At 53.0% G+C, this 15,674-nt stretch carries 11 protein-coding genes and 1 pseudogene; 9 read left to right on the top strand and 3 right to left on the bottom strand.

Annotated elements, in window-relative coordinates:
* Together AC2FGC_RS22240 and AC2FGC_RS22235 are read left to right on the top strand one after the other, a co-directional pair.
* On the top strand, positions 1-1,777 hold a 1,777-nt coding region (locus AC2FGC_RS22240; RefSeq protein ID WP_496783490.1), incomplete at its 5' end, for a cadherin-like domain-containing protein.
* Positions 1,778-1,924: 147 nt separating this feature from the next.
* Positions 1,925-2,971, top strand: a complete 1,047-nt coding sequence (locus tag AC2FGC_RS22235) for a glycosyltransferase (protein ID WP_496727237.1) — start codon at positions 1,925-1,927, stop codon at positions 2,969-2,971.
* 12 nt (positions 2,972-2,983) lie between these two features.
* Here the strand turns inward: AC2FGC_RS22235 and AC2FGC_RS22230 are convergent, their stop codons facing one another.
* Complete coding sequence (locus tag AC2FGC_RS22230; protein WP_496727236.1) at positions 2,984-3,592, bottom strand: sulfotransferase; 609 nt, start codon at positions 3,590-3,592, stop codon at positions 2,984-2,986.
* 350 nt (positions 3,593-3,942) lie between these two features.
* Between AC2FGC_RS22230 and AC2FGC_RS22225 the strand changes: the two genes are divergently transcribed.
* The 5 genes from AC2FGC_RS22225 (at position 3,943) to AC2FGC_RS22205 (ending at position 10,107) form a co-directional block, all read left to right on the top strand.
* Positions 3,943-5,496 carry a lipopolysaccharide biosynthesis protein gene (locus tag AC2FGC_RS22225; RefSeq protein ID WP_496727235.1) on the top strand — a complete coding sequence of 518 codons (1,554 nt, stop codon included), beginning with the start codon at positions 3,943-3,945 and terminating at the stop codon, positions 5,494-5,496.
* Positions 5,497-5,676: 180 nt separating this feature from the next.
* A complete protein-coding gene (locus AC2FGC_RS22220) occupies positions 5,677-6,885 on the top strand; it encodes a glycosyltransferase family 4 protein (RefSeq protein ID WP_496727234.1) in 1,209 nt (402 codons plus the stop codon).
* The gene (locus AC2FGC_RS22215; protein ID WP_496727233.1) at positions 6,882-7,847 is read left to right on the top strand and encodes a sulfotransferase family protein; all 966 of its coding nucleotides are present in this window, start codon (positions 6,882-6,884) and stop codon (positions 7,845-7,847) included. Before AC2FGC_RS22220 ends, AC2FGC_RS22215 begins: the two co-directional genes overlap by 4 nt.
* Before the next feature lie 157 nt (positions 7,848-8,004).
* On the top strand, positions 8,005-8,997 hold the full coding sequence (locus AC2FGC_RS22210) for a DUF6473 family protein (protein WP_496783488.1): 993 nt from the start codon (positions 8,005-8,007) through the stop codon (positions 8,995-8,997).
* Between the two features lie 171 nt (positions 8,998-9,168).
* Complete coding sequence (locus tag AC2FGC_RS22205; protein WP_496727230.1) at positions 9,169-10,107, top strand: sulfotransferase; 939 nt, start codon at positions 9,169-9,171, stop codon at positions 10,105-10,107.
* A gap of 148 nt (positions 10,108-10,255) precedes the next feature.
* On the opposite strand, the gene AC2FGC_RS22200 is transcribed toward AC2FGC_RS22205, so the two are convergent.
* Positions 10,256-11,185 carry a sulfotransferase family protein gene (locus AC2FGC_RS22200; RefSeq protein WP_496727229.1) on the bottom strand — a complete coding sequence of 310 codons (930 nt, stop codon included), beginning with the start codon at positions 11,183-11,185 and terminating at the stop codon, positions 10,256-10,258.
* Between the two features lie 548 nt (positions 11,186-11,733).
* On the opposite strand from AC2FGC_RS22200, the gene AC2FGC_RS22195 reads away from it, so the two are divergent.
* Positions 11,734-14,070: a LamG-like jellyroll fold domain-containing protein gene (locus tag AC2FGC_RS22195; RefSeq protein WP_496727228.1), complete on the top strand. Its 2,337-nt coding sequence runs from the start codon at positions 11,734-11,736 to the stop codon at positions 14,068-14,070.
* A 116-nt stretch (positions 14,071-14,186) separates the two neighbouring features.
* Positions 14,187-14,503 (top strand): annotated as a pseudogene (tnpA, locus tag AC2FGC_RS22190) (IS200/IS605 family transposase); the annotation flags it as partial.
* 377 nt (positions 14,504-14,880) lie between these two features.
* On the opposite strand, the gene AC2FGC_RS22185 reads toward tnpA, so the two are convergent.
* Positions 14,881-15,486, bottom strand: a complete 606-nt coding sequence (locus tag AC2FGC_RS22185; protein WP_496727227.1) for a VPLPA-CTERM sorting domain-containing protein — start codon at positions 15,484-15,486, stop codon at positions 14,881-14,883.
* Between the last annotated feature and the right edge of the window lie 188 nt (positions 15,487-15,674).

Raw genomic sequence — 15,674 nt, 5'->3', positions numbered from 1 at the left:
GGCTTTGATCGACACTGACACGCATACGTTCAACACCACCCTGACCAAGCTGGTGCTGGGGGCCCATATCAAGGGGGGCGCCGAAGGAGAGATGAACATCGCGGCGGTGCTGATCTACGACCGCGCGCTTGATGAGAGTGAGCGCCAACAGGTCGAAGACTTCCTGCAGACGAAATATATATCCGATCCGAACAACACAGCCCCGGTCGCAGCAGATGATGCGGTGGCCTTTATTGAGGACACGCCGGTTTCCGGCGATGTTCTGGCCGAGAACGGCGGCGGTGTGGACAGCGATCCGGAAGGCGATCCGCTGAGTGTGGAACTGGTCAGCGACGTGTCGAACGGCAGCCTGGTGCTGAATGCGGACGGGACGTTCACCTATACGCCGGACCTGGATTTCGACGGGGTCGATAACTTTATCTACAACGTTTCCGATGGTCGGGGCGGCACGGATCAGGCGACGGTGACCCTGACTGGAACACCGGTGGACGATCCGGCCCAGGCTGTGGATGACAGCTATGCCACAGCAGAGGGCACGGTGCTGTCTGTGGATGCGGTGAACGGACTGCTGGCCAATGACAGCGACCCCGAAGGCGACGCCTTCACCGCCGCGCTGCTGACTGGCCCGGCCAATGGGTCGGTGGTGGTCAATGCGGATGGCAGTTTTGACTACACGCCCAATGCCGGGTTCACAGGGGATGACAGCTTTACCTATGAGGTAACCGGGGGCGACAGCGCCACGGTAACGGTTACGGTTGGTGCCCCCCAAGGTATTCCGGTGACGGCGGGCATGGTTGCGGCCTTTGAAGCGGGGCAGAATGTCAGCCTTGGCACAGGCAACACCGTAACTGGCTGGCTGGACGGGTCCGGTCGCGGCAATGATCTGCTGGCACAGGGCGATCCGCAACTGGTGGAAAATGCGACGCCGACTGGCGAGGCGGCGATCACGTTTGACGGCGTCGGCGATCTGCTGGAACGCGTCAACGCGACTGACACGTTGAATGGGTTGCCCACGGGCGATGCGGACCGGACGATCTTCTTTGTGGTTGATTATGTGGAGCCGAACGGGCGGTCTTCCGGGGTGGTCTATGGTTCCAGCGCGAGCAACCAGGCTTTCGGAGTTGTGGCCGACGGCTCGACGGGCAATTACGCGGTCCAGGGCTGGGGCGGCGCCAACGATTATGACAGCGGCACCGAGGGCCTGTCGCCGAGTTGGGCGGTGCAGTCGGTTGTTTTGAGCGACGATGTCCTGTCGCAGTATCTCGACGGGGCTTTGATCGACACTGACACGCATACGTTCAACACCACCCTGACCAAGCTGGTGCTGGGGGCCCATATCAAGGGGGCCGCCGAGGGCGAGATGAACATCGCCGCCGTGCTGATCTACGACCGTGCGCTGGATGAGACCGAACGTCAGCAGGTCGAGGACTTCCTGCAAACGAAATACATCTCAGACCCCAACAACACACCACCCACCGCTGCAGATGATGCGTTCTCGGTTAGCGAGGCTGGGCTTCTAAACGGTAATGTTTTGGTCGATAACGGCAACGGTGTGGACAGTGACCCGGACGGCGATCCGCTGACCGTGAACACAACGCCGGTTGACGACGTCGACAATGGTACGCTGGTGTTGAATTCCGACGGGACATTCACCTATACGCCGGATCCTGATTTCTTTGACTGGGATCAATTCATCTATGAGATTTTTGATGACCTCAATGAGACCGATCAGGCTCTGGTGACCATTACCGTAGATGATGACCCGTTTAATATCTAACCAGAGACGCAGGAAAGCCAGCACGCGCAAAACTTTGTCATCAGTAGCCTGCTCTCAACCGAGGTTCAGAGCGGGCTCACGCAATCTGGTTAAGGCGGCACTGATAGTAGCGGTACTTCACGCTTGCAATCCTGTTATGGAGCGCACATGAACAAGTTAACGATTGCGAGCTGGCCCGGATACGGGGCGTCACACAACGCATTCATTACAATCTTCCTTGATGGTCTTGCGGCAAACGACATCTCTGTCAAAAGCTGCAAACATGTTGAAGATGTCGCCGAGGCCGAGGCTGACATCCTGCTGTTACACTGGGCCGAGAGGGTCTTTTGGGAAAGCAGTTCGCGCTGGCAAGTCCTGTCAAAGATGACACGGCTGATCGCCAATATCGGCCGACGAAGACGCGCGACCAAAGTGGTCTGGCTGGTCCACAATACCTTTCCTCACGATGCCCGCACCCTTCCACGTATGACCTGGAAACCGTTCATTTCGGCACTGGGGCAGAGGGTGGATGGGTTTTTAACCCTGTCACCGGGTACTATCGACACAGTGCGGTCCGCGATTCCGGCTATGGCTGATAAACCAGCCGCCCACATCTGGCATCCGGCCTATTCAGACGCGGTGCTGGATGCCGGAGCAAGAAGCGCGGCCCGCGCTGCACTTGGCTGGGGACCGAATATCCGGGTCATGGGGTATTGCGGGCAAATTCGACCCTACAAAGGGGTCGAAAATTTGGCCACCGTTTTCACCGCGACCAGCGACCCTGATTTGCGTCTTTATATTGCAGGCCGTCCCAGTAGTCAGGAACTGGCAAATCAGCTTGAAAAAGCAGCAGCTGGTGACCCGCGGATCACACTGCGACTCAAGGACCTGCCCGCTGAGGAGTTTCGCACCGCACTCGGTGTCTGCGACGTCGTTGTGGCGCCACTACGAACATATCTGCATTCGGGCTCGATCATACATGCGCTTTCGGCGGCACGACCGGTGCTGACACCCGCAACTCCATTCGCAAGCGCCCTGAATGAAGTACTGGATCCGGGCTGGATGCGCCTTTACGATGAGGATCTCACGCCTGACACGCTCGAATTTTACAGCACCGCACAATCAGGTTTACCGGACTTGTCACAGTTTGCACCCGAATCTGCCGGCAAGGCAGCGGAAGCGTTTTTCAGATCACTCCTGAATCAGGCGCGTTGAAATTATAGCCGCTTACATCGCTGCAGTGTCGCTTGGCAGGTTATGCGATGCACCTCCAAGCGAAGGGCAAAGAAGATCATTGCGCCACTCGGATTCCGGAATTCCCATGGCATTCAGGCAGCGCACAATGGTGTCGGAGTTGCGCAAGGTTCGCCCGGTTGCGTTCGGGTTTTTGTTTGAATGCGGCTTTTCTGCCAGAGCTGGCCTACCCAGAAATGCGGCGATGCGTGTCGCAGCATCCTGATCACGGATATAATTGACCAGCAGGAAATCGTCGGGCCGTTTGGCGAAATAGCGGAGCACATCCGCGTGGTAGACTTCGCGCTTTTGAACCCAGGATTTTACCGAGTCGTCGGTTGCTGTCCAATCGGCGCTCCGCCCGCGACCATCTTTTCGCGGCAGGCGATTTATGTGCTCCAACCTGCTGTCGATCCATTCATCCAGATTGCGTACCTGAAGGATAAACTTGGAGTCCGGAAACAAACGGTCAAGCCTGCGAAAATCATCCGGCACCCCATCGCAGAACGCATCGTAGAAGAAATGGATCAGAGGGAACCGGGTACGTCGCCAGATCGTCCCGTGAAATGAGTGATAGCCTAGGTCCGTGAATATATCATGCAAAGAAGTCGTCCCGGTCTTGTTAAACCCAATGGCATAGACCTTGCCCGCCGACCTGCCGGGTAGGGCCATATTGCCAAGTGTCTTTGTACAAACTCGAATACTCCTAATTGCATCCATTGCAGGAAGGCCCCCGAACAATAAAAATCTTGAATAGCAGAAGCAGTATTTTAACCTGATTCCATGGTATTGTTCAGGCCAATTGCGTCGACGGTTGGGGCGTTGCGCTTTTCCTGTCACGTTGTGTGAAATTCTACATAGCCAAGTGCCTGGGCGACATTGAGACCCGTCGCCCGAACCGATATCAAAATCGATATTAAGCGAACCCAACAACCAGAGAACAGGCGGTCGCGATGAGTTCAGGAAAGAGCCGCCAACGTCCGGCCGCGCGGTTTGTGGTCAATGCCGCAAGTTCGGTTTTGACCATTCTGATTTCGATCACTGGGCTTGTTTGGGTCAATCAGTATCTGCTGCGCCGTATATCACCTGAAGAGTACGCGCTGATCCCGGTATTGGCATCTCTCATGATCTTTGCAGAGTTTTTCAGGATCATTTTCACGCGCGGGCTTTCCCGTTTCATGGTCGAAGCTGACGCCCGCGGAGATGATGACGAAGTAACGCGCATTGTCTCTTCGATGCTGCCGGTTCTTGGCACTGTCGCGCTGGCGCTTTGCGCGGCCGGAATGGTTGTGGTCTGGCGGATTGATCAGGTGATCAACGTCGCCCCCGAATATGTCTGGGAGGCGCGGATTATGTTCGCGCTGCTGATCCTGGCATTGGCTTTGGGCATCTTCACCACACCTTTGTGCGCCGGACTTTATGTGAAGATGCGTTTTGTGGTGCTGAACCTTGTCAACCTCGGTACTGAGGGGCTCAGGGTCGCACTGCTTTTCATCTTGCTTTTGGGTGTCAGCACCCAGGCACTGTGGGTCACGGTGGCCGCCAGCGCTGCCACGCTTGCCAATATCAGCGTTCGCATAGGTTATACATGGCGCATTCTTCCGGCCGCGCGGTTTCGCCGGTCTCATGTGTCCTTGGCAACAGTGAGGCGGATTCTGGGGTTCTCGCTCTGGACATCGGTACAGGGTTTCAATCAGTTTGCCCAACGGGCAGCGCCTGCATTGTTTCTGAACCGGTATTCTACAGCACTTGATGTCGCTTCATTCCACCTTGGAAATCTGCCCAATCAGCAAATCCGCAGGCTGATACAGGCTGCAGGCGGCCCGGCAACACCGGAGCTGACAACAATCTTCGCCACCGAAGGTGAGGGTCCAATGCAGGCATTCTACTATCGGGGTGGACGCTATTACCTTTGGGGCGCGCTATTTCTGACCCCGCCATTCATCATCTACGCCGCACAATTGATTGAGCTTTATGTGGGCTCCACCTATGCGCTGGCTGCACCGGTGATGATCACGCTGTTTCTGCTGTACCCGTTCAACTGGGCAAGTGCGATGTTCTATCAGATCGCCTATGCGATCGGTCGGATCAGGGCTTACAACATCACCTCAGTGGCGCTATCGATAGCCGCACTCATTGGCATGTATGTCTTCATCGTCGAGCTCGGCATGGGGGCGATAGGAGCGGCCTATGGGTTGTCCGGCGGGTTCATTCTGGTGCAATTGGTGCTGATCTGGCCGATGGGACTACGGCTTGTGAAGGGTTCGCAGGTGGTGTTCTTGAAAAAAACCCTTCTGCCGGGACTGGTTCCGTTTCTGGCGGCGCTCGGAGGTTGCTGGGCGTTTTCGGAAATCGTTGAGGTCAACTCTTGGGTTCGGTTCGGCATCGGGTGCATCGTCTCGGCCATTGTCTATGTGACGGTGCTTTGCGCGGGCTGCCTGAATTCCGAAGATCGGGCGCTGGCCGCGAGGGCTGTGAAGACGGTGCGGCGTAAGATAGGGTTCTGACACATGTGTGTCTCAGGTTATCACATCTCTGCAAAAGCGTCTCAGAGACAAGTCTTGTCTGGATTTTTTGCCGAAGCATTGGAAATATCACATGTGAAAATACCATAATCGCATGTTCGGACCATCCGCGTATTATGCGGCAAGGGCTGGCCGCCTGCGACAATTTAGACGGGTAGTGTAATGCGCAGTCTTGTTATCAGCCGGTGGGGTTCGGGTCGTTTGGATGGCGGCGCCGCACTGCGCAACACACAAAACATGGCCGCACTTGCAAGGCTGGGGCCAGTTGACGTGATCACAGTCGATCCATCCGGTAATTTTCCTGACACCGAACCGGTTCGCGGCACTACTGAGATCGGACAATACGCGCCCCCACCAACCTTTCGCATCCCCGGTCGCTGGCTAATGCCCGGACCATATCACAAAGTTCTCCGCTATACCGATGCAGCCCTGAATAGGCGGCTCCGAACCCTTTCTTCGGAAAACTATGATCTTGCACTTGTCGAAGAGATATCGTTGTCCGCCTATGTGAACCCCTTGCGCGCCGCCGGGATTCGCACCGTGTTCGATGCACATAATGTCGAAGCGCGGCTGTGGTCCGATATCGGCGACACTAACGCAACGCGCAAACCGGGGCTGGCCGCGCTTCGTCAGTACATGTTCAACACAAAGTTGCGGCAGGCCGAGGCTGCGGCTGTGAACAGCGCGACTTACGTCTGGGCTTGCAGCGATGTAGATGCGCAACTGATAGAGCAACTCTACCGACCGAAGAACCCGGTGGTGGTCGTGCCCAACGCAATCAATGTAGAGGCCTACGCGGCGGTCCGGCAGACACGGAATGCCACCGATACCGCGGCACCGCCATTGTTGGTCTATATTGGCAGCTATTCTTATGAGCCCAATGAAATTGCGGCACTGAGGTTGATGGAGAGTATTTTGCCGTCTCTACGGCAAGCTGGAACCGATTTACAATTGGCGATTGTAGGGCGCGACCCAACATCGGCAATGCAACGGGTTGCTGCCAGGGATCCGGCCGTTACGGTCACCGGTGCGGTTGACAGCATCCTGCCCTATCTCGCGCAACAAAGCATTGCAGTCATGCCCATAACGATCGGCAGCGGCACCCGACTTAAGATTCTCGAAGCTTTTGCCGCGGGATGCCCGATTGTCAGCACTGCCAAGGGTGCCGAGGGGATCGCCGCCCGGCATAAGGAAAACATCCTAATAGCAGAGAGTGACGCCGAATTTGTTTCGGCTATCCTGCGGCTGACTAAGGACCCGGAATTTCGGTCCAGCCTTGGGCAGAAGGGTTTCGAAACCGTTTCGGCAGGCTATTCTTGGGAGGCTGCTGCCATTGCGGTCTGCAATTCCCTGCTGGGAGCACCGACATGACGTTGCCCAATTTTCTTGTGATTGGCGCGGCTAAAAGCGGCACCACCTCGCTGGTCTCCTATCTGGCTCAACATCCAGACGTTTTTGTCCCAACTTCAAAAGAGCCTAATTTTTTTGCCCTGTCTGGGCAGCAGAACAATCCGGTCGGCCCGGCCCCGCCCCATATTCTGCGGCAGATGCTTTATAATTGGTCTCGCAGCGATCTGGCTGACTACACCGCGATGTTTGACGGGGCTGGTGCGATCCAGGCCGTGGGTGAAGGATCGGTGCGCTACCTGTATTTCCCCGATGCCCCGGTCCGAGTGCACAACATGCAGCCCGACACACGCATCATCGCCATTTTACGCGAACCGGTTGCTCGCCTTTATTCGCATTACAACATGAACCGTCAGAAGCAGCTTGAACCGCTTGAGCTGCGAGCTGCGCTGGACGCTGAAGACAAGCGCGTGGCTGCCGGTTGGGGCTGGGACTGGCACTATAGGCGACTCAGCCAGTACGGACCGCAACTGAAGCGCTGGTTCGATCTGTTCCCGCGCGATCAGATACAAGTGCATTTTTATGATGATTTCACAACCAACCCGCAGGCAGTCATATACGATATCTATCGGCATATCGGCGTAGATCCCGATTTCACCCCAGACATGAGCCGCCGCGGTATGGTCAGCGTCCTGCCACGCAACCTCTGGCTGGACCGTCAACTCAACTGGCCGAGTAGCTTTCGGCAAAAGCTTTTATCTCGGCCACTCCGAAATTTCACGTTGCCTGTCATGCGGCGGCTTAATCGTTGGAACAGCAAGCCTGTACCACCGCTTGATCCGGCCCAGCGTGTCGAAATCGAGCCTCTCTTTTTTAAAGACTGGGAATTATTGTCAGAACTTTTGCAGCGTAAAGTTCCATGGCTTCCTGACAGCAGCACATGTGGGGAAGATCTGAATAGTGAAAGAGTTTTGGGCTCAACATAATCGCTAAGAAGTGAACCTACTGGGCTTTCAAGGCCTTCGCTCTCGACAGGCGGTGATCTGGCAACCTTCGCCGTTGCGCCCTCATCATCTCACCTGCTAGCTTCAAGCATCGCGCTATTAAAATTCAGTGGATTCACTCAGGGGAACCGATCAGACATTGCCTTTAAAAACGCAAGAGCAGCAGAATATTCACCTATCAGGATATCAAGCCCGAGACTACGAGGTCGTCGACTACCATATGGGTGTACTGCCGGAAACAGGGTTGCAATTCCGAGGTCCTTTTCCGGATGCGGTATTTAATGGAGGCGAATATTTTGCCTGTATCGGTGCCGCGCAGACATTGGGGTGTTTCTGCGAAGAGACTTATCCTGATTTGGTGGCGCGAGAGATCGGACTGCCGGCTCTGAACTTGGGTTATGGCGGGGCCGGACCCGAGTTTTTCCTCAAGCAGGACAGGTTACTGCCGTATCTGAATCGTGCACGTTTCGTAATCATGCAGGTCATGTCGGCACGCAGTCAAAGCAACATGCTCTATGAATGCGATGGCTTGGAATATGTCCGGCTTCGCCGCGGAGGGCGGTGCATGGGCGCGGGCGCGGCGTTTGCCGAAATGCTGCGCGGCCCAGATGCAATCCGCAACTTACCGCTACCATTTCGAGTGCGGCGCAAGTTAGCCAATCTGGTTGCCCAACCCCGTGCCCGTTCCATCGTGAAGAATCTTCGGGATGCATGGGTTAAATCCAGCCTTGATCTCATCGCCCGAATCGAAGTGCCCATTTTCCTGCTATGGTTTTCAAAACGCACGCCCGGCTATCAGGAACGATATGCAACTCACTCGCAATTATTCGGAGAGTTTCCTCATATGGTTACGCCGAAGATGCTGGCACAACTCAGGCCAGAAGTCGCCGCATATACCGAAGTCATCACGTCAGCCGGTAGTCCTCAACCGCTATTCAGCCGGTTCACGCACAACCGGATCACAGTCAATCCGGCGAATGACCGACCAGATCTTGCCAGCAAGCCCTGGTCAGAAAACCTATACTATCCATCGCCGGAAATGCATCAGGATGCAGCGAAGGGCTTGATGAACGATCCACAGGTGATGGCCGTGATAAATGGCGCTTGCAGTTTCGCCTCCCGGGAAATCTGAAACCCTGCTTCTTTCCAAGAGGTTCTCTCATTCAAAAACAAAGATTGCATAAGTACTCCCTGGCATATTTGCGATATTTGCGGGGCAGGTACATCGCTGGCAATCGAACTGCGTTCAGACAGGGCTGATCAACACATCGAACCGATTGGATACATAGTGAGTGGAAAGGTCATGTTTACTCTAAGACAGAAAATTTCCGATATTCCTTATGCGCTGGGAAATTTAACCCTCCCACCCGTGGCGGGTCGCCCCGTTTTTGTCACCGGGAATGGCCGTTCAGGAACTTCATGGATTGGGGAAATGCTGGGGTTTGCCCCCAACGTTCTTTATTATCGTGAACCTTGTCATCCGCGCCGAAATGGTATGGATCCCGATTCCAGCGAACAGGTTTGGTCTAAAATCGTGCCTGAAAATGGCCAAGATATTTTTTTTGAACGTACACTCTCCCGAGCTTTCCGCGGTCACTTTTGGCGCGGCTGTGGATTTTCACTGACCGATTACCCCAGCCGGGCAACGAAATCCCCCAGAATTATTGTGAAGGAAGTCGCATCCTTTGCTTCAACGGAGTGGGTCTACAAAACATGGTTTCCAGAAGTTCTCGTGATAATGCGTCATCCCGGTGCCTACGTGGAATCCGTCAGAAAATTGCATCAGGGTCCAAGTGAAGTGACACGGCTCGGACTGCTGGCCGGCAATCCTATCCTCATGAGCAAATATAATGATATGATTTCGAGTGCATTGAGCCACGTAAATTCGGTCGTGGATGCTTCAATCGTGGCATGGGCTATCCGTACCCGTGTGTATCTGGATGCGAAGGCACGTCACCGAGACTGGCATTTGGTACACTATGAAAATATAGCGCTTACCCCTGTAGAGGAGATGAAAAAGATATATAGCGCTTTAAATTTAGGATGGAATGAAGACGTGGAGGCTCGTATCTTGGCCACTACCTCCAAAGATGCAAAGGGTAGCTACTCTACTTCGCGCATAGTCGGTTCTCGGATTGATGCATGGAGAACCGATCTCCCTGAGGAAACGCGGAATTTAGCACGCCGCATGCTGGAGCTCTTTGATATTCCCTTTTATCGCAGCACTTCGGACTGGCAATAACGGCTATTTTCTACAAACCAGGGAAATTTTGCTGGTGATCAAACCAAATCGCGCAAGCTTTCGCTCTGAATGAGCAATCCTCGGAAAACAGATCACCCAAATAGCTCAATACCCGTCTCTTACTCACACTTTCAGCCACTGCAGAGCATCACTGACTGGATTCGCCGGTTTGCGGCCAGAGCGGTTTGGAGCGACCCAAAACTCTCGCGAGGTTCATTTCGGATTCTTGGAATTCCGCATCCAGTTCAGACAAAAGCAGTCGGTCATTTGGTGACATTTTCCGGACTGGCTTGCGGGTATTGAAATAAAGGTAGGCTGGTTTCAGAGACCGACGGACCCAGCCGGGAAGTTTTTTTCGGGATCGGTGCAGCAGTTTATGAAGGCCGCGATGCCGGAGGGCAAAACTTTCATTCTGAACTGGAAAGCTATAATTATCGTAGAATGACGCATCCAGCCCAAGCGTGCGTACTATATTGCACAACGAGGCGGCCGGATCAGTGACAATATCCTCAAAAAGATACACATTGAGACGCTCTGGGCCAACGATCGATTGCCACTGCCGTACATAGTTCTCGTACCTGCTATGATCGATTGCATATTGCAGCATTGGCCTGTTGCGCAGCACGTCAGACTTTTCAGCCCGCCTGATTTCACCAACGAAATCAGAAAATTGCATATCCGCGTCGAGAGCGACCTTATTGTTTATAGCGTAGTTATAGAGTGAATAGATTCGAGCCGATGGTCGGCGCAGGATAAAGATAACCTTACTGTCCGGAATACCTGCAATTACAGATTGTGCGGTTTTTTGATAGTAATATTGTGGCGAGACATCGAGAAGATACTTGATCTGTTCCTGATCTAAATCATACCTGAAGAAGCGCGAATACCCGGCAAGGCCCTCAGTTGTGTACCCGTCCTTACGGCACAGCGGATCGTCTGCGTCCATGAGGAACCGCAACTCATTTTCGTAACTCCTGCCTATCTGTGGATGGTCACCCAGCCAACGCAACACCGAAGTTGTGCCAGCTTTTGGAACACCGATCACGAACAGGTTTGGTATCTTCGGGTCACGAAACATGTGAACTTCAACTCATATCTAAATATGTCTCAACCAGCGGTATTTCGAAAACTCCTGTTAGCTTGCATAGCATATAAATTCCCCGCCTAAAATTAATGAATTTGTTCTGCACAAAAAATCCAAGTTCCCTTAGAAATCATACATTCAATTGGATCACAGATGCCAGCCACACGGAAAATTGGCAGAAAAACTCTTCCCATAGCGTAGCCGTGGGCAACTCGCCGCCTAAATCCTTGCACTAAATCGAACCTGAATTGCCGCAGTTTTGTCCTATTGCTATGCGAAAAAGTGAGCATTGGGGGTGAGAGCAGTATCAGAGGAACAGGAATCGGCCTGAGAGGTAGGCCGTGCCCTCGATCATCTTACCTACTTACTGAGTGGTTCGCCCATCGGCATTACATGTTTTTGGGCGTGTTTCTGTGTGACTGAACCGATGTAACGGAATACAGGCGGCCTGAAAGCTGCAAGGAAATTCTTATACGCGCCCACTCAGCGCTGGAGACCTTGCTTGGGGATGGCAGCTTCAATCAGGAAAACGGGAAACTAACATGACAGAAGTTTACGTATCAAATAAAACGGAATTGCTCTCGGCACTAAAAAATGCGTCGGGTGGTGAAACAATTCTGCTAAAATCCGGCAACTACGGGTCGATCGATCTGAGTGGTATGAACTTCAGCGACTACGTCACCATCGCCTCTGCCGATGGGAACCAAGGCGCGAACTTCTCTGGGATTGAAATCGCAAACTCCAGCTACCTGCGCTTCGATGGTATTCATGCTTCCAAGAGCTCTGGCGGGCAGGTGATTGGCATCAACGACAGTCACCATATCGACGTTCTCAATTCGGAAATCAACGGCCCCATCACATCGCCCGGAACTCCGATCTTCGACGTGAGTTTTGGAATCGAGGTTCGGGACGGCAGCCATAACATAAACATTGAAAACAACGACATCCACCATGTGGCCGTTGGTATTGGCAACTACGGCACAAAAGATTTTGCGCTTGTTGAAAACACACTCAACTATCTCGGCTCCGACGGGTTTAAATTTTCCAGCGTGGATGGAGGCCTGATCAAAAACAATACCGGCCCAACCCATTTCTACCCAGAAGATGATACGCATGCGGACTTCATGCAGTTTCAGGGCGGGGCGTCGAGTAACCTGGAGATTACCGGCAACGTGTTGCTTCTGCAGAACCGCTTTGACATGCAGGGCATTTTCTTCGGCGGCAAGGGCGGGCACAACAACCTGCAGATTGAGGATAACATCATCTATACCACGATGGGTAACGGGATCTCCGTCCACGAAGGTGGTGAAAATATTGTCATCCGTTATAATACGCTGATTAATGCGCTGAACGATAGCAAACCAGTAACGACGATTTCGGCCTCGGGCGACGTGACCAAAGAGTACAACATTTACTCTGTCAAAAATGGCCAGCTTTCCGGCACCAATATCGTGACGCAGCACAAGGAACCCAACGAGGACTTCCATTACTCCGACTTGTTCGTGAATGCGCATACCTCCAAAGGTATCACGCTTGAGGATTTGCGCCCGGTCGAAGGCAGCCTTGCTGAAACCCACGGCGCTATCAACCGGCTGAACGAACTGCTTTCCGGAACAGGCGGCTCCGGTAGCGATGCAAACCCGTACCCGACCCCCGAACCCACCCCGGATCCGGACAGCGGAACTTCGGAGCCGGACAGCGGAACTTCGGATGGATCTGGCGATGCCAACAACGGTGCTGCAATTGAACCAGTTGATGGCGCTGTGTTTGCGATGACTGGCGACTTGGAAGTTTCTAAGTCTGGAGATGTGTTGGAAGTTGCCCACTCCAAAGACTTGGAAGTATCGTCTGGAACGCTCGCGTTTTCGTTCAATGCAGACACAGTGTCACAGACGAAAGGACTGGTCTCCAAGGACGCTGTTGGCGATGGCCATCATTTCACAAGCTACATCAAACAAGGAAGCCTCTACATTCGCTTCCAAGACGGTGAGAGCAGTGAAACAATCCAGATCAACGGTGTCAAAGCCAACACCGATTATGACGTACAAGTAGCAGTTGGCGAAGGCGGGGCAACCGTTTGGCTGAACGGATCTATTGCCGGGGCAACCTCTACAGATATGGACTGGTCGCAGAATAGCGAATACCTGCAGATCGGCGGCAATGGCTGGGCTTCTGATGCAGGTGAGGCTGGGTTCAAACATACCTTTGATGGAACTATCTCGGATGTTGTGTTTGTCGAAGGACTGAAAACCCCTGGCGAGATGGATGCAATCATGGCCGGAGAAGGACCTTCGACCGGCAATGATCAGGAATCACCAACCGTGGATGTGCCGCCTGCTTATGCAGACTCGGTCTTCAGTATGGACGGTGACAACGAATTTTTTGGGTTCACCAAAGATATAGTCAATGTCGAACATACGTCGGCTTACGAACTCAGCGAAGGCACCATTTCCTTCAGCTTTAATGCCGACAGCGTCAGTGGGCGTCAGGGGCTTATGTCGAAAGACGCGTCCCAATACGAAGGTGGTGGCGACCATTTCTCGGCCTGGATTCACAAGGGAACCCTATACGTCCGTTTCCAGGACGGCGAAAAGGATGCCATCTTCAAGGCTGGTAACATCAAAGCGAACCAAGAATACAAAGTCACCGCCTATTTCGAAGAGGGTCAAGTCGGTGTGTATCTGAACGATGAGCTACTCGGAACCCAAGCCCTGACCATGGATTGGACCGACAATGCTGAGTATCTGCAGGTCGGTGGACTTGGTTGGGCCAGTGACACCGGCGATGATGCAGTGACATATGCCTTTGACGGCACAATCTCGGATGTTGCTATCTTTGACCAAGTATACACACCTCAGGACGTGGACCTCATAGTATAAGAGGTACACAAAGCAGACGCATCTCAAACGGGCCGGAAATCACAATGTTTCCGGTCCGTTTTTTTCTCCACGCATTGGAGAAAAACCTCCGACTTCCAGCATGACACCGGCAAACACTGCGGGTGCGTGACATCATCCGCCAAGTCTTTCGCGAGATCGAGATCGACATCATACGCGAGGTTTTGTCGAGCGACCGCGTGCACATCTTCATGCCGGTGCCGCCGAAGATCGCGGTCTTCTATCTAGTGCGCAAGATGAAGGGCCGTTCGTCACACGAAGTCCAAAAGAAATTCCCCGCGCCGCGTAGGCACTATTGGGAGCGCCGGTTCTGGGGCAGGGCCTATTTCCTACCACAAACGGCGCAATCACGGAGGACATTGTCTTGCAATATCTCGAAAACCATATCGCCGATCCTACCGACGCCAGTCGGTAGTGGTTCAATTTACGGTAGTGTAAGTATAATCTCAATTTTTAACATAATCAATATTATCGGAATTCAAGGTGAAGCCCGGTAGATTCACAAGCGAGGTGCAAATACCTCGATAACAGAACCCCTGATAAGGCCTTCGAAAAATACGCCATCAACCGGAATAGAAGGACAAATCAGGAATTGCGCGGCTACATAAGTTCAAGCTTTGACAACATGGCAGGATAAGGTGCCTGTGTTACAAATTTTCACACCATTACACCTGCCTGAAATGACATACAGGAAAGCCCCTGTTTCTACGCTTTGGTAGCGCAGCAAAACCCACTTTAACCAAAAAAAACGGTGGCAGGTTGCCACCGCTTCGAACTGTGCTGTTATTGCGTTCAGACTGATTGCTGCTTACGCCGACGCATGAAGCCAAGTCCTGCCAGTCCACCGATCAGCAGAAGGCCGGTTGCGGGCAGCGGCACAGGTGCCGGTGCATGCTCGAATTCGAACTTCTTAATGACAAAGTTGTCACCGCAATAACCTAAACAGTAAGCGTGGTCAGCAAGAATCCGGAAGGACGAAGCAATCTTTCCGTAGAATTTGAAAGGATTCTGCGAACTGTCATCTGCGATTTGTGAATTATCTACATAGACGTCCCAATCGTCGTTGTGATCGACAGACGCAAACGTGACCGAGATCAAACGGACCGCCTTTTCAAACGAGAACTCTAACCATTCATTATATTTGCCGTCCAAATCCGGGTTGTTAAAATAACCCGATTTCACCCCAATACCGTCCCAGGCTACGGAAATTTTAGGAGTAGAACTACGATTATTACCGGCGGTAACGTGGCCCTGAACTCCATCAACGTGGAATGTGGCAGTGCCTTCCGGGCTGTTAATATCGTTAAGATCCACGCCGTGCCAGAGGTTCACGGTAGCGGCTTGAGCACCTGCGGCCATTGTCATGACAAGAGACGCAATTGCGAGAACTCTATTCATCGGAACCCCTCAAAAACTTGTTAATCTGTGTAATTTTTTCCACCTAATTCTAACAGAAACGACTTTGGCGTGCTAACAATACTTCGCAAATCGACACAAAAAAACCACATTTCAGAGAGGCTTACCTATAAGATTAAGGATTCATTAAGATGTTATGACTGCTCTTTTTAAAGGTTTGTGAACAATTT

The organism is Ruegeria sp. CDSC054 (assembly GCF_059610645.1).
Note: the sequence above shows the minus strand (reverse complement) of the source record. Positions and strands in the feature narration are given on the sequence as shown.

Excerpts from the sequence above, each read along its gene's own strand:
- AC2FGC_RS22235 (WP_496727237.1), top strand. The coding sequence starts at position 1,925 with ATGAACAAGTTAACGATTGCGAGCTGGCCCGGATACGGGGCGTCACAC.
- AC2FGC_RS22225 (WP_496727235.1), top strand. The coding sequence starts at position 3,943 with ATGAGTTCAGGAAAGAGCCGCCAACGTCCGGCCGCGCGGTTTGTGGTC.
- AC2FGC_RS22220 (WP_496727234.1), top strand. The coding sequence starts at position 5,677 with ATGCGCAGTCTTGTTATCAGCCGGTGGGGTTCGGGTCGTTTGGATGGC.
- AC2FGC_RS22215 (WP_496727233.1), top strand. The coding sequence starts at position 6,882 with ATGACGTTGCCCAATTTTCTTGTGATTGGCGCGGCTAAAAGCGGCACC.
- AC2FGC_RS22205 (WP_496727230.1), top strand. The coding sequence starts at position 9,169 with ATGTTTACTCTAAGACAGAAAATTTCCGATATTCCTTATGCGCTGGGA.
- AC2FGC_RS22200 (WP_496727229.1), bottom strand. The coding sequence starts at position 11,185 with ATGTTTCGTGACCCGAAGATACCAAACCTGTTCGTGATCGGTGTTCCA.
- AC2FGC_RS22195 (WP_496727228.1), top strand. The coding sequence starts at position 11,734 with ATGACAGAAGTTTACGTATCAAATAAAACGGAATTGCTCTCGGCACTA.
- AC2FGC_RS22185 (WP_496727227.1), bottom strand. The coding sequence starts at position 15,486 with ATGAATAGAGTTCTCGCAATTGCGTCTCTTGTCATGACAATGGCCGCA.